A 14,122-nucleotide genomic window follows, 5' to 3' on the forward strand; every position below is an offset into this window, starting at 1 on the left:
CTTGTTATTTGTTAAACTTGTAACAAGGAGGTGTGGTCGAATGCATGAATCATTAAGTAAAAAATTAAAAGAGTATCGATCAAGACATAATTTAACACAGAAGGAATTAGCTGCGAGGTTATTTGTTTCTGATAAGGCCATTTCAAAATGGGAACGAGGAAATGGGTTGCCAGACATCGAGACATTGGTCCGTCTAGCCGATTTATTAGGCACACCAGTGGAAGAGCTATTAAAAGAAAAAAAAGAAACCTACTATTATGAATACAAAAGTGAACGGACGGTTCTGCGGCTTCCGTTAATGCACATTTTGATTCCCAATTTATTCTTATTACTGAATCAAGTGACGAGTGTTCGAGCGTTTTTTGTGCTGATGAAAGAGCTACCAACTGCCAGCGGCTGGTTTAGCCTTGGTGTCAAAGCCAAAGGGATTATTGCTTTGGGGGTTGTCAGTTTAGGCTTTTTATCGATTGGCTTATTGTCCTTCGGAATGTTGGGAATTGGGACAGTCAGTATCGGTGTCATTGCAATAGGGAATCTCTGCTTTGGCTTATTAGTTGGGATTGGCAATCTTGCGATCGGTTCGATCGTTGTCGGTAATCTTGGCGTTGGCTGGCTCGCTCTAGCAAACGTCGCAATTGCTTGGATTGGGGTCGCAAATTATGGTGTAGGGAGTTTTATGGCTGTTTTGCCCGCAAATTCATCAACGGAAGATTTTAACCAAGCGATTCAACAACTCTTAGTCTCAGAGATCCCTGACTTGATTAAAACCACTATCTTTGAACCAATGATTCGTTTTACAAGCTCACCGATTTTTGTGGTGATCTTCGTGGTGACGATCTTAGCAACCATCTTTTTTATTCTTTGCTTGTTGACCATTGGCTTGGTGCGATTACGTCAAAGCATGTTGTATGAAGAGCTATAAGAAAACCTCTAGATGCCGTTTCTGATCGTTGAACATATGTAGCTTCAGGGGCTCATTTTCTGTTACCACAAGTAAAAAAGGCAAGGGACTATGGAGTCCTTTGCCTTTTTTATTAGTCTGCTTTCTTACTATCTTTAGGTTGTGTTTTTTTCTCTTCAGCAGGTTCGTTTTTCAAGAAACGCTCAATATCGTTTTCCTGTTTTTTCTTGTCTTTGTCGTTATCGGGAAGAAAGGCAAAATCATCAAACATTTTATCTAGCGAGTCTTCTCGTTGGAATTTTAAGCCCATAGGTTCACCTCCAAGCGCCTTAAGTTTACCACGAACGGTGGTAGATTTCATCAAAAAAAGCGAAATAGTGTTCAATCGTTTCCCCCTTTACTATAATTAAAGAAAGGGGATAGAAAAGAGGGATAGCGATGATCAAAACTGAAAAAATCTATGGCTTTCTACAATCGACCCAAATGGAAGCAGCACAGTTGCGTTTGTTGATTGAAAATTGGTTCGCTTTGGTTCGTCTTAGCTATCAGCCGACGGAATACTACTACAATCAACAAGCAAAGAAACCTTATGATTTTGATGAAATCAGTCGGTTGTTGCATAACGCCCCTGAAGAAATCAATACAGAAATTATTGTCACGGATGGACAAAATGAGTCTAGTATCCATGTCATTCAAGAGGCAGTTTTACAACGGCATCTGTTTACAAAAGAGGTGTTTTCCGCGCAAAAACCAGTGATTTTAAGTTACTTTGATGAAACGATGCAAAGAGATGGCTTGTTCGGCTATTTGCGTTCATATGACGAGTACTTGATGCATAACGTCGAAGGAATCGAGAAAAGACAAAATTTTCAATCGATTGCTGAAATCAACGCGTTACCGAAGCGGAAAAATTTTGAACAAGAAATCGTCATCGACTGCAATCAATTTGCTGGGTACGATGTTTTTTACAATGGCTATACATTGACTTCTTGCTGGCGCATGTACTTTTCGGCATTCTACGCGCATATCATTCCTCAAGTGATCATTACTGATGCGCAACAGGTGGAGCAAGTGCAGGTAAGAGACCAAGGGGTCGTGATGGTGGAATTGTATCGCGATCCTTTCCAGTGGGATCACGAATTGAATCTATCCTATCAGCGATTGTTTCGCGATCAAACTGGAATCGATCAATTGACTTGGGATAACGGGGTCGGTATTTTGAGAGAACCATATATTGAATATGCCTTTGGGGATCACTTGATCCAAACCATCCAATACCAAAATGATCGACTGCAGCCGACAACAAAACGCAGCGCGACACATTTTGTCACCAGAAGCTTCGACCTCGTGAACGAAGAGTATCAAGAGCGACGAGTGAAAGGGTATCTGAATGCCCAAGCGTATTTTCCTTGGGTGGATCAAGAGCGGTTGCGAATGATGGATTATATCGTATTAAAGCCAGAACTAACGATAGACGATGGAGTAGAGGCTTATTCATTCTATATTCGTAGCCATCTTGAGATTGAATATTCAGAGGATCGTTTTAAAGACTATACTGCTTGCCTGCAATTTTATTTGCCGGAGACTGCTTTGAAGCACTTACCGCTAGATGCTTTGAAAGCGGCCATGCCTGATGTTCATTTTGGCTATCTGCACCGCACGCGCAAATATACATGGGTCAATCTAAAGAAGGATGGGAAAAAACTACGAGTGTATTTTATGAACACCCAAAAGCTAGTCGAGCAGCAGCTTTTTACCAATCAAGAATGAAAAAGACCCGCAAGTGTAGTGACCCCAAAAAGTTAGACTTTTATGGAGTGGAGAAATTCACTCCTTTTTTGTACGATAAGATTAACTGTTAGACAGCTGTTTTTACAGCTTCTCGAAACTGAACCGGACTTCGCCAATTTAATTTCTTTTTGATGCGTTTATGGTTGTAATAATAGATATATTGGTCAATTTTTGTTTTCAATTCATCTAAACTCCGATAGACTTCTCCATGAAAAATCTCTTGCTTTAATAAACCAAAGAAGTTTTCCATAGGTGAGTTATCTAAACAATTCCCTTTACGAGACATACTCTGGAAGATTTTATGTTGCTTCAATTTATTCTTATAAGCATTCATTTGATAGGCCCATCCTTGATCTGAATGGAAGGTTCTACGAAATGGACAATCATTTGTCATCTGGATTGCTTCTTCTAATCCTTCCATTATGGCTAGTGCGTTTGGTTTTTCAGAAATCCGATAAGATAGAATTTCACTATTGTAGAAATCCATGAAAGGATCTAAATACAGCTTTTTCTGACGAACGACACCTGTGGTGTCTACTTCATAATACTTAAACTCTGTGGTATCAGTTGTAATTTTTTGGTGACAGATATTTGTATAAAACCGACGATGAATACGATTTTTGGCGACAGTACCAACCTTCCCACGATAAGAATTGTACCGTCGAGATTTTCTAGTGTAAGACTTTACTTCGATACCTAGTTTTTTTATCAGACGTTGAATCTTCTTTTTATTGACATGAATCCCTTGATTCTCTAATTCTTTTTTTAGTCGCAGACAGCCATAGTCTTTATGCTCTTTGCGAATTTCAAGCATTTTTTCTTCAATTTCTTGGTCTGGGTTTGGTCTGTCAAACCGTTTCTGCCAATACATATAGGTTGCTTTAGGAAATTTCAATGTTTCAAGAAGCTCAACTAGTTTGAATGATCCTCGGAGGCTGGCGATGATTCGTGCGATTGATTCTTGCGTCTTTGCTGGGCTTCCTGTTTTCGCAGCTTCCTCAACTCTTTTAAAAAGGCATTCTCAATTTGAAGGGATCGGACTTGCTTTTCTAATGCCTTGATACGCTCGCGTTCTTCAGTTGTTGTATTTTCTTTTTTGTTTTCTTTTTTTCTAGTCAAAGTAAGTGGTCGCCCTTTCTCTTTTGAGAGCCCCTCAATACCTGCTTCTCTGAAATTACGCATCCAATTGGCAATAAGCGCAGGGTTGTTCATTTCTAAAGTGCTAGCAACTTCTCGATAGGACATCTCACTTGTTTGATATAACTCTAGCGCATTTAACTTAAATTGAACAGAATATTTCTGATTTTGATGCTTTCTCAATAGACCTTCCTCTCCGTATTCACGATAGGCATTCACCCAATTACTTACTTGAGACTTGCTTGAAATACCGTATTTGTTGGCAAGATACCGATATCCGCCCACGCCACTAAGATATTCTTTAACGATTTTTAGTTTTAATTCAAAAGGATATTTTGCCATACAAATAACGACCCCCAAAAGTTAGATTTTTTGGTCTAACTTTTGGGGGTCGCTTCAAAGATCACGAGGATCTTGTGGGTCTTTTAAATTAGGCTGTTTGCTCAGGTGCTTTTTTCAACAAACCGAATACGACGCCAGAAACGATCGCACCGATCAAGATGAATAGCAAGAACAAAATTGGTTTAGATAATAATAGGACAACGAAGATCCCACCATGTGGCGCCATCAATTGGATATCAAAGGCACCGACAAGTGCACCAGTCAGGGCAGAACCGACGATAAAGCTTGGGATCGCTCGCAGTGGATCTGCTGCTGCAAATGGAATCGCACCTTCTGTGACGAAGGACAGCCCCATGACGATATTTGTCAAACCTGCTTCTTTTTGGTCTTTTGTAAATTTATTTTTGAACAATAACGTTGCGACAAAGATTGCTAATGGAGGAACCATTCCGCCCGCCATTACAGATGCCATCACGACGCTACCACCTTCAGCAACGGTCGTTGCCAATGTTGCAGTACCAAAAACATAAGCGGCTTTGTTGATTGGGCCGCCTAGATCGGCTGCCATCATCGCTGCTAACAAAGCGCCAAGTAAAGCTGCGTTGGTACCACTTAAGCCAGTCAAGAAGCTGTTCAAACCGTCGTTGATAGCTTTCATTGGCACGTTGATCAGTAACATCAAGAAGCCAGTGATCAATAGGCCGAAAACAGGGTAGAAGAGGATCGTTTTGATTCCTTCTAATGATTTTGGTAAGCCTTTGAATAATGAACGTAAGAACTTGATGACGTAACCAGCTAAGAAACCGCCGATCAAGGCACCTAAGAAACCAGCACCACCTGTATTTGCTAACGCACCTGCTGCAAAACCGACGATCAATCCAGGTCGGTCACTGATACTTGAAGCGATAAATCCAGCTAAGACAGGTAGCATAAAACCAAATGCCGCGCTACCGATTTGATTGAACCAAGAAGCTGCTTGGTTGTAGTTTCCTAATTGACTCAAGGCATCTTGAGGGACACCCATGAACTGGTCCACCATGAAGGAAATAGCGATCATGATTCCACCGGCAATAACAAATGGCAGCATATGAGAAACACCATTCATCAAATCTTTATAGATTCGTTGACCGACTGAACCATCAGCAGAAGCGTCCTCTTTATCAGAAGCTTGGCCGCTACCATGAAAAACAGGAGCAGTACCGCTCATTGCTTCATTGATTAATTGCTCGGTTTTACGGATACCATCACTGACAGGACGGTTTACTAAATGTTTGCCGTCAAAGCGATCCATTTCTACTTTTTTATCAGCAGCTACGATTACACCAGTAGCTCGGGCGATATCAGCTTCTGTTAGACGATTTTTGATTCCTTCTGAACCATTTGTTTCGACTTTGATGTCAACACCCAGCTCTTTGGCTTTCTTTTTCAAAGCATCTTCTGCCATGTAGGTATGGGCGATTCCTGTCGGGCAAGCTGTAACTGCGACGATATAGGGACGTTCGCTAGCGGGTGCTGCTTCTTGGTTTGCCGCTTCTTCTGCTAAAGCATCGGCTTCTTGCTGTGCCTCAGCTTCTGAGAAAAGTTGCTGTACTTGATCAGCAGTCGTCGCTGTTTTTAATTTAGCAACGAAATCCGGATCGATCAACAAGCGAGATAGCGCTGCTAATGCTTGTAAATGAGTATCATTTGCTCCTTCTGGTGCTGCGATCATAAAGAAGAGGTACGTTGGTTGTCCATCTAACGCCTCATAATCAACACCCGCATTACTTTTTGCGAATAAGACCGTCGCTTCTTTGACCGCACTGTTTTTGGCATGAGGCATTGCGATGCCGTCACCTAGCCCTGTTGATGTTTGAGCTTCTCGGGCAAGAATTCCTTCTTTGTAGACCTCGATATCTGAAATTCGTCCGACAGCATATAATTTTGCTACCATTTCATCAATGGCACCTTTTTTGTCTGTTGCTTGTAAGTCCATGATCATGGCATCTTTCAGCATCAACTCATTGATTTTCATTTTTTCCATCCTCCTATAGATTCACTTGTTCAATTATGACTTCCGGTAGTAATTCTTCGATAAATGACGCCTCAGCTAAATCATCTGAAAACGCAGTGGCACTGCCACAAGCGACTCCCCATTTGAATGCTTCAACCACATCTTTGGTCTTTGCATAACGCCCAATGAATCCAGCAATCATGGAATCTCCAGCGCCAACTGAATTTTTCAATGGCCGTTTCAACACATTGGATCGATAGATCTCATTGCCAGTAAAGAGCAGGGCGCCATCGCCGCCTAGAGAGACAATGACATTTTTAGCGCCATCCTTTAGCATTCTTTGACCATAAGGCAAAATATCTTCGATTGTTGAAAAAGAAGTTTCATAAAGTTCGGCTAATTCATGATTATTTGGTTTGATCAGCAAAGGCTGATCGGATAAAGCATCAAAAAGTTCCGCGCCGGTCGTATCAATGACAAATTCCGCACCCGCTTCTTTAACGATTTTGATCAATTCTTTATAAAAGTCGGTTGGAAGACCAGCTGGTTTACTTCCTGAAAGGATGACGATGTCTTCGGCAGAAAGAGTGGCTAACTGGTGTTTTAATTCAGCAATTTCTTGCTGGCGAATGACTGGACCAAGACCGTTGATTTCTGTTTCTTCGCCGGATTTTAGTTTGATATTGATTCGTGTGTCCGCAGCGACTTGGGTAAAGTTGCTGTTGATTTCCTCTTTGGTCAGCCACTCTTCAATAAAACGACCAGTAAATCCGCCAACGAAACCAAGGGCAGTCGAGGCGATGCCGATGCGTTTCAAAATCCGTGAGACATTGATTCCTTTGCCGCCAGGTAGTTTAAAGTCTTGTTTCATTCGATTAAGGGCGCCGATTTCCAAATGATCGACATGGACGATAAAGTCGATCGATGGATTGAGTGTTACTGTGTAAATCATTGTATTACCTCCATAATGGTTGTTTTTGCTCTGAATTTCGCTAAATAGTTTTTTGGGCAATAATCGGTGATGATCGTCGCACCTTCGATAAAGGCAACTTGAGCAAAAGTCGTTTGCTGAAATTTGGAATGGTCTAGCAAGACATAGGCTTGTTGACTGTGCTCTAAAGCGATCTGCTTGATCAGGGCTTCTTCAGGATCAGGTGTTGTGAATCCACCCTCAGAATGAGCCCCGTTCATGCCCATAAAGCAACGATTAAAGCGTAGTTTTCGCAGTTGTTCACCAGCATTGATCCCTAACACAGCGTTCGTCGATATCTTAATGGTTCCCCCTAAAATCATGGTGTCGATCCCGTGATCGATCAATAGGGAAGCGTGTTTGACGGAGTTTGTGACCACCTTAAGGCCTGTGATAGCCGATAGGAAAGGAATCATTTCGAGGGTCGTTGTTCCAGCATCTAAGTAAATGACTTCACCATTTTTGATCGTCTGGGCAGCTGCTCTTGCTATCTTTTGCTTTTCCGTTTGAAACTTCGCCGTTTTTTCTGACATGTTTGGTTCGAAGCCTAATTGCTGACTTTTCTTGGCTCCACCGTGAATTCTGACTAAAAATCCTTTGTCTTCCAACTCTTGCAGGTCTCGACGGATCGTTGATTCTGAAGCATCCAACAGTTGAATCAGTTCACTGACCTTGACGATCTCTTCTTGTTCCAATCGTGCCAAAATCGCTTGATGACGCTCCTCTGTAAGCATTTTCATCACCTCTTCACCTGCCATGATACCATATGATTCGTTCAAAATCAATCATAAACAGTAAAAAACATTCAAAACGAAAGCGTGAATAAATGTATTCGGTCATAAACGGTCATGATAACCGTCATTTTGATTTAGTAGCTATCCTTATATTTGACAATTTTTACTATTATTTGGCTTAATTGAAGTAAGGGGGGATAAATAAATGAATAACAAAGTCATTTTACAAGGGTTCGAATGGGACCTGCCGGCAGATAGCCAGCACTGGAACAAATTGAAAGAAATGAGTAAAGAAATCAAAGAGTATGGATTTACCGCAATTTGGCTGCCGCCTGCCTATAAAGGGACAGCTGGGTCCGAAGACGTTGGCTATGGTGTCTATGATTATTATGATCTAGGCGAATTCGATCAAAAGGGGTCGGTGCCAACAAAATATGGGACAAAGGATGAATACCTAGAAGCCATCAAAGCACTGCAAGAACAAGGAATAGAGGTTTATGCCGACATCGTTTTCAATCACTTGATTGGTGCCGATGAAAAAGAAGTCGTTCCAGCGGTTAAATACAATACCGAAAACCGTAATGAACCGATCAGTGATGAGGAAGAAATCGAAGCTTGGACCAAGTTCACTTTCCCAGGACGTCAGGGGACGTACAATGATTACGTTTGGACGTGGCATAATTTTTCTGGTGTCGATTATGATGACCGCAACAAAGACCACGGGATTTTTAACTTCGCTGATAAGGGCTGGGAAAACCAAGTGGATGATGAGATGGGTAATTACGACTATTTAATGGGCTGTGATTTGGACATGGAAAATCCCGAAACAGTGGAACAACTCAATAAATGGGGCCAGTGGTACCAAGAACTGACCGGCGTTGACGGGTATCGACTAGATGCGGTCAAACACATTGAGTTCAACTATTACGCGGATTGGATCTTAAACCGACGTGAGGAAAAAGGCAAACCACTATTTGTTGTCGGAGAATATTGGTCAGGGGATCTGCCAAAATTAGAAGAGTATTTAGATTCTTCAGGAAATTTGATTTATTTATTTGATGTGCCATTGCACTACAATTTATATGAAGCATCTCACTCAAATGGCGAATACGATATGAGCCAAATTTTTGCAGGTACGTTGACCGCCGCTCGCGAAGATTATGCAGTGACTTTTGTGGATAATCATGACACGCAGGTTGGGCAAAGTTTACAATCTTGGATAGACGGATGGTTCAAAGTCCATGCCTATTCATTGATCCTTTTACGTAAAGCTGGCGTACCAGTAGTTTTCTGGGGGGATTTATTTGGGATTCCCGCGCAAGAAATCGCCCCTGTCGGGGATGCGCTGGTCCATATGCTGAAACTTCGGGAGAAGCTTGCATTTGGGAATCAAGTGGACTATTTTGATGATTCTAATTGTATTGGTTGGGTATTAACGGGGGATTATGAACACGAACTTTCTGGATTGGCGGTCGTGATGACCAATGCTCAAGGTGCGGAAAAAGAAATGACCATCAGCGCGATCCATGGTGGAGAGACATTCGTAGATATATTGAGAAATAATGAAGCGAAAGTTGTTTTAGATGATACCGGAAAAGGACTTTTCCCGGTAAATGATGGCCAAGTGTCAATCTATGTGAATGAAAAGCTAGTAGAGAAATACTTTAGCTGATCTCTTGCAATAGACATAATAAAAAGGCTGTGAGTTTACAGCCTTTTTATTATGTAAACAAACAATAGACTGACTTTTTTCTTTCAAAACTGATGGCTTCGTGAGTACTAAAATCAAAGCGCTTTTAATTAAAAGTTTTCAAAGCGTTCGGTTTTCCCCATTCACGGATAATGCTATAATTGAGAAGATTGAGAAAGAAAGGATGTTTAAAAGCATGTCATCCAAAAGTGAATTACTTAAACGCATGAATCCACGGCAAAAAGAAGCCGTTATGCATACGGAAGGGCCGTTGCTGCTGATGGCAGGTGCAGGAAGCGGGAAGACCCGTGTCCTAACCCATCGAATCGCCTATTTAATAGAAGAAAAAAATGTGAATCCATGGAATATTTTAGCCATCACATTTACCAATAAAGCGGCACGTGAAATGAAGGAACGGGTCAGTCAACTATTAGGATCGGGTGGAGAAGACGTTTGGGTTTCAACCTTCCACTCGATGTGTGTCAGAATCTTGCGCAGGGACGTTGATCGTATCGGCTATTCGAAGAATTTTACCATCATTGACTCTTCTGAGCAAAATACACTGATGAAACGGGTATTAAAAGAATTGAATATCGATCCCAAAAAATATGATCCTCGTTCTATTTTGGGAACGATCTCTCATGCAAAGAACGAGCTGTTGACACCTGAAGCTTACCAAGCCATGGAAGGTAGTCTATTTGAGCAGATCGTAGGTCGTTGCTATGAAAAATATCAAAAAGAGCTGCGCAACAATCAATGCATGGACTTTGATGATTTAATCATGAATACGATCCGCCTCTTCCAAGACAATGAAGATGCGCTGCAATTTTATCAACGGAAATTCCACTATATCCATGTCGATGAATACCAAGATACCAACCACGCCCAATACACGCTGGTCAATTTATTGGCCGCTCGTTTTCGAAATCTTTGTGTTGTTGGGGATGCGGACCAAAGTATTTATGGTTGGCGTGGTGCCAACATGCAAAATATTTTAGACTTTGAAAAGGACTATCCAGATGCCGCAACGATTTTGTTAGAGCAAAACTATCGTTCAACGCAAACAATTTTAAATGCGGCAAACCAAGTAATCAAAAATAACCGCAACCGTCCAGATAAAAATCTGTGGACAGAAAATCGTGATGGGGAAAAGATCACTTATTATCGCGGGGATAGTGAACGAGATGAAGCGCGATTTATCGTCAGTGAAATGCAGAAACAAATTGCAGAAAAGAACCGTAAATTCGGTGATTTTGCGATTTTGTATCGGACCAATGCCCAGTCACGGATCATTGAAGAAATGCTTTTAAAAGCCAACGTTCCTTATACGATGGTCGGCGGCAGAAAGTTCTATGACCGCAAAGAAATCCGTGATATTTTGGCTTATCTATCCGCGATCGCCAATCCTCGTGATTCCATCAGCTTGGAACGAATCATCAATGTACCAAAACGTGGGATCGGTGCGACATCCGTCGAAAAACTACGAGATTTTGCGAATCTTCATGAGTGGTCATTGCTAGAAGCAGCCATGAATGTCGAGTTGGCGAATATTTCTGGAAAGGCCGGCAAAGAATTAGGAAGCTTTGGGATGATGATGGATGGCTTCGCCCAAATGGTTCCTTACCTATCAGTAACCGAACTGACCAAAGAAATATTAGAAAAAACGGGTTATCGTCAAGAGTTAGTCAACCAGAATAATTTAGAAGCACAAGCTAGACTTGAAAACCTGGAAGAATTTTTATCGGTTACCCAAGAATTCGATAAACGATTTGAGGCGCAAAACGAAGACGATGCAGATGCACCAGATGAGAAGTTGAGTGTTTTCTTAAATGACTTAGCTTTATTGTCAGACGTCGATAGTTATGAAGAAGAAAGTAGTCAAGTGACGTTGATGACCTTGCATGCTGCAAAAGGACTAGAGTTTCCAGTGGTATTTTTGATTGGGTTGGAAGAAAATATCTTCCCGCTTTCTCGTGCCTTAATGGAAGAAAGCGAGCTCGAAGAAGAACGGCGCCTTGCTTACGTGGGAATCACTCGTGCCGAGGAAGAGCTCTTTATGACCAACGCTTTTTCCAGAACATTATACGGTCGGACCCAATACAATCGTCCGTCTCGGTTTATCGAAGAGATCGAACAAGATCTGCTGCAATCATTAGGCGAGCGTTCACAGCCGAAAGCTGCTGCACCGTTTCAACCAAAAGTTTTCAAACCGAGCTATACACAACCGCGTCAAACGACCGTCGCTTCTAAACAACAGACTTCTGCAGCTGGTAATACTTGGCAAGTAGGCGAGAAAGTTCAACATAAAAAATGGGGAATCGGTACGGTCGTTCGGACGACTGGCAGCGCGCAAGATGTTGAATTAGATGTGGCGTTCCCACAACAAGGCGTCAAACGATTGTTGGCGGCCTTTGCGCCGATTGAAAAAGTTGAAAAATAAGGAGGATATTAGGATGGATGTCCCTTCAAAAGAAATCCAATCACGAGCAGAAGAGCTGCGCACACAATTAAATCAGTATGCTTACGAATACTATGTAAAAGATCAGCCTTCCGTGGAAGATTATCTCTATGATCAGCTATATGCAGAACTGGTTGAAATTGAAACAAATTATCCGCAGCTAGTAACCGAAGACTCACCCACCCAACGAGTAGGCGGTATCATTTTACCTGGCTTTGAAAAGGTCACGCATGATATTCCGCTGTATAGCCTGAACGATGTCTTTGACAAAGAAGGAATCGTGGCTTTTGATGCCCGTGTTCAAAAAGCACTGGGGAAAGCGGTAGATTATGTCTGCGAGTTAAAGATCGATGGATTGTCAATTTCCTTGAAATATGAAGAAGGGCGCTTTGTTCGTGGAGCAACTCGAGGAGATGGTACGGTAGGTGAAAACATTACAGAAAACCTAAAGACCGTCAAATCGATTCCACTGAAATTAAAAGAACCGATCTCGTTGGAAGTTCGTGGCGAATGCTATATGCCAAAGGCTTCGTTTTTGAAATTGAATCAACAGCGAGAAGAAGAAGGGGCGGAAGTTTTTGCCAATCCTAGAAACGCAGCGGCTGGAAGCTTGCGACAATTAGACACACGGATCGCAGCCCAAAGAAACTTAAGCACCTTCTTGTACACACTAGCTGACTTTGGACCAATTGAAGCCAATGATCAATTTTCAGCATTGAATGAACTGGATAAATTAGGCTTTCGTACAAATCACGAACGCAGAGTGTGTCACACCATCGATGAGGTTTGGGCATATATCGAAAAGTTTCATGACAAGCGCAGTGAGCTTCCCTATGAGATTGACGGCGTAGTCATCAAAGTCAATAATTTCAAAGATCAAGATGCGCTAGGCTTTACCGTAAAAGCACCCCGATGGGCGGCAGCATATAAGTTTCCACCGGAAGAAGCGGAAACAGTGATCGAAACGATCGAATGGACCGTGGGACGGACGGGTGTTGTGACACCGACCGCTGTTATGACCCCTGTTCGTGTTGCTGGAACGACGGTCAGCCGTGCCAGTCTCCATAATGTAGATTTCATTAAAATGAAAGACATCCGCATTGGCGATTCGGTCATCATCTATAAGGCGGGGGACATTATTCCAGAGGTTGCGAAAGTCTTGGAAGAAAAACGAACAGAAGCAAGTCAACCCTTTGAATCGCCTACACATTGTCCCGAATGTGGGAGTGAGCTGATCCATTTAGATGAAGAAGTTGCCTTGCGTTGTATCAATCCAAAGTGTCCAGCACAGATCAAAGAAGGACTCAGCCATTTCGTTTCACGGAATGCTATGAACATTGACGGTTTAGGGCCCCGTGTTTTAGAGCAAATGTTCGATAAATCCTTAGTTAAAGATGTGGCCGACTTGTACTTTTTAACAGAAGAACAATTGTTGACCCTTGATAAAATCAAAGAGAAATCAGCCAATAACCTGTTGCGGGCGATTCATCAAAGTAAAGGAAATTCGGTTGAACGTTTGATTTTTGGGCTAGGCATCCGTCATGTCGGTGCGAAAGCGGCTCGGATTTTAGCAGAACATTTCGGTGATCTGCGGGCGCTCAGCAAAGCCAAGGAAGAAGAAATCATTTCGCTAGAAGCTATCGGCGCAACGATTGCTGAAAGTGTCGTCACGTATTTTGACAATCAAGAAGTTCACGACCTGTTAGATGAACTTGAAAGAGCGGGTGTCAACTTTGCTTATTTGGGGCTTAGAAATGAACAGTTGGAAGACGTCGAATCACCATTTAAAGAGAAAACCGTCGTTTTAACAGGAAAATTAAGTCACTTCACTCGTGAAGAAGCCAAGGAACGAATTGAAAATCTCGGTGGGAAGGTAACAGGGAGTGTATCGAAAAAGACCGATATCGTTGTTGCTGGGGAAGAGGCAGGCAGCAAACTGACCAAAGCACAATCCCTAGGTGTCACCGTTTGGGATGAAGCTCAAATGGTGGCTGCGATCGAAGGCAGTCATTCGGCAGATCAATAACCTTTAAGCATTGTCACAGACGAGAAGCAGTTGTTTTTTCTTGTCTAATTGAAATCATTTCTTCCCTGCACTACGAGGAA

11 protein-coding genes are annotated in these 14,122 nt (G+C 42.2%); 5 read left to right on the forward strand and 6 right to left on the reverse strand.

Features of this window, described 5'->3' with window-relative positions; all coding sequences use genetic code 11:
• Positions 1 to 40 precede the first annotated feature (40 nt).
• Positions 41 to 922, forward strand: a complete 882-nt coding sequence (locus tag IGK61_RS07755; RefSeq protein WP_074536401.1) for a helix-turn-helix transcriptional regulator — start codon at positions 41 to 43, stop codon at positions 920 to 922.
• 112 nt (positions 923 to 1,034) lie between these two features.
• On the opposite strand, the gene IGK61_RS07760 is transcribed toward IGK61_RS07755, so the two are convergent.
• The gene (locus IGK61_RS07760; protein ID WP_254777463.1) at positions 1,035 to 1,211 is read right to left on the reverse strand and encodes an SPJ_0845 family protein; all 177 of its coding nucleotides are present in this window, start codon (positions 1,209 to 1,211) and stop codon (positions 1,035 to 1,037) included.
• A 128-nt stretch (positions 1,212 to 1,339) separates the two neighbouring features.
• Here IGK61_RS07760 and IGK61_RS07765 point away from each other — a divergent pair, with 128 nt between their 5' ends.
• Positions 1,340 to 2,671 (forward strand): hypothetical protein, encoded by a 1,332-nt coding sequence (locus tag IGK61_RS07765; protein WP_074536399.1) that lies wholly within the window; start codon positions 1,340 to 1,342, stop codon positions 2,669 to 2,671.
• 88 nt (positions 2,672 to 2,759) lie between these two features.
• Here the strand turns inward: IGK61_RS07765 and IGK61_RS07770 are convergent, their stop codons facing one another.
• The 5 genes from IGK61_RS07770 to IGK61_RS07790 form a co-directional block, all read right to left on the reverse strand.
• Complete coding sequence (locus tag IGK61_RS07770) at positions 2,760 to 3,647, reverse strand: IS3 family transposase (RefSeq protein WP_317756472.1); 888 nt, start codon at positions 3,645 to 3,647, stop codon at positions 2,760 to 2,762.
• Entirely contained in the window at positions 3,605 to 4,171 is a 567-nt protein-coding gene (locus tag IGK61_RS07775; protein WP_016249831.1) for a helix-turn-helix domain-containing protein, read from the reverse strand. The genes IGK61_RS07770 and IGK61_RS07775 overlap by 43 nt, the downstream gene beginning before the upstream one ends.
• An 88-nt stretch (positions 4,172 to 4,259) precedes the next feature.
• A complete protein-coding gene (locus IGK61_RS07780) occupies positions 4,260 to 6,185 on the reverse strand; it encodes a PTS fructose transporter subunit IIABC (RefSeq protein WP_010748178.1) in 1,926 nt (641 codons plus the stop codon).
• A gap of 13 nt (positions 6,186 to 6,198) precedes the next feature.
• Positions 6,199 to 7,116, reverse strand: coding sequence for a 1-phosphofructokinase (gene pfkB, locus IGK61_RS07785; RefSeq protein ID WP_015509619.1), 918 nt, complete (start codon positions 7,114 to 7,116; stop codon positions 6,199 to 6,201).
• Positions 7,113 to 7,868, reverse strand: coding sequence for a DeoR/GlpR family DNA-binding transcription regulator (locus IGK61_RS07790; protein WP_074535983.1), 756 nt, complete (start codon positions 7,866 to 7,868; stop codon positions 7,113 to 7,115). Before IGK61_RS07790 ends, pfkB begins: the two co-directional genes overlap by 4 nt.
• 205 nt (positions 7,869 to 8,073) lie before the next feature.
• Here IGK61_RS07790 and IGK61_RS07795 point away from each other — a divergent pair, with 205 nt between their 5' ends.
• The 3 genes from IGK61_RS07795 to ligA all read left to right on the forward strand — a co-directional run bounded on the left by IGK61_RS07795 (position 8,074) and on the right by ligA (position 14,042).
• Positions 8,074 to 9,540 carry an alpha-amylase gene (locus tag IGK61_RS07795; protein ID WP_074535981.1) on the forward strand — a complete coding sequence of 489 codons (1,467 nt, stop codon included), beginning with the start codon at positions 8,074 to 8,076 and terminating at the stop codon, positions 9,538 to 9,540.
• A gap of 214 nt (positions 9,541 to 9,754) precedes the next feature.
• Positions 9,755 to 11,998, forward strand: coding sequence for a DNA helicase PcrA (pcrA, locus tag IGK61_RS07800; protein ID WP_074535980.1), 2,244 nt, complete (start codon positions 9,755 to 9,757; stop codon positions 11,996 to 11,998).
• Positions 11,999 to 12,011: 13 nt separating this feature from the next.
• Positions 12,012 to 14,042, forward strand: a complete 2,031-nt coding sequence (ligA, locus tag IGK61_RS07805) for an NAD-dependent DNA ligase LigA (RefSeq protein ID WP_438844781.1) — start codon at positions 12,012 to 12,014, stop codon at positions 14,040 to 14,042.
• The last annotated feature ends 80 nt before the right edge of the window (positions 14,043 to 14,122 follow it).

The organism is Enterococcus sp. AZ063 (genome assembly GCF_051715045.1).
Classification (GTDB): Bacteria; Bacillota; Bacilli; order Lactobacillales; family Enterococcaceae; genus Enterococcus_D; species Enterococcus_D casseliflavus.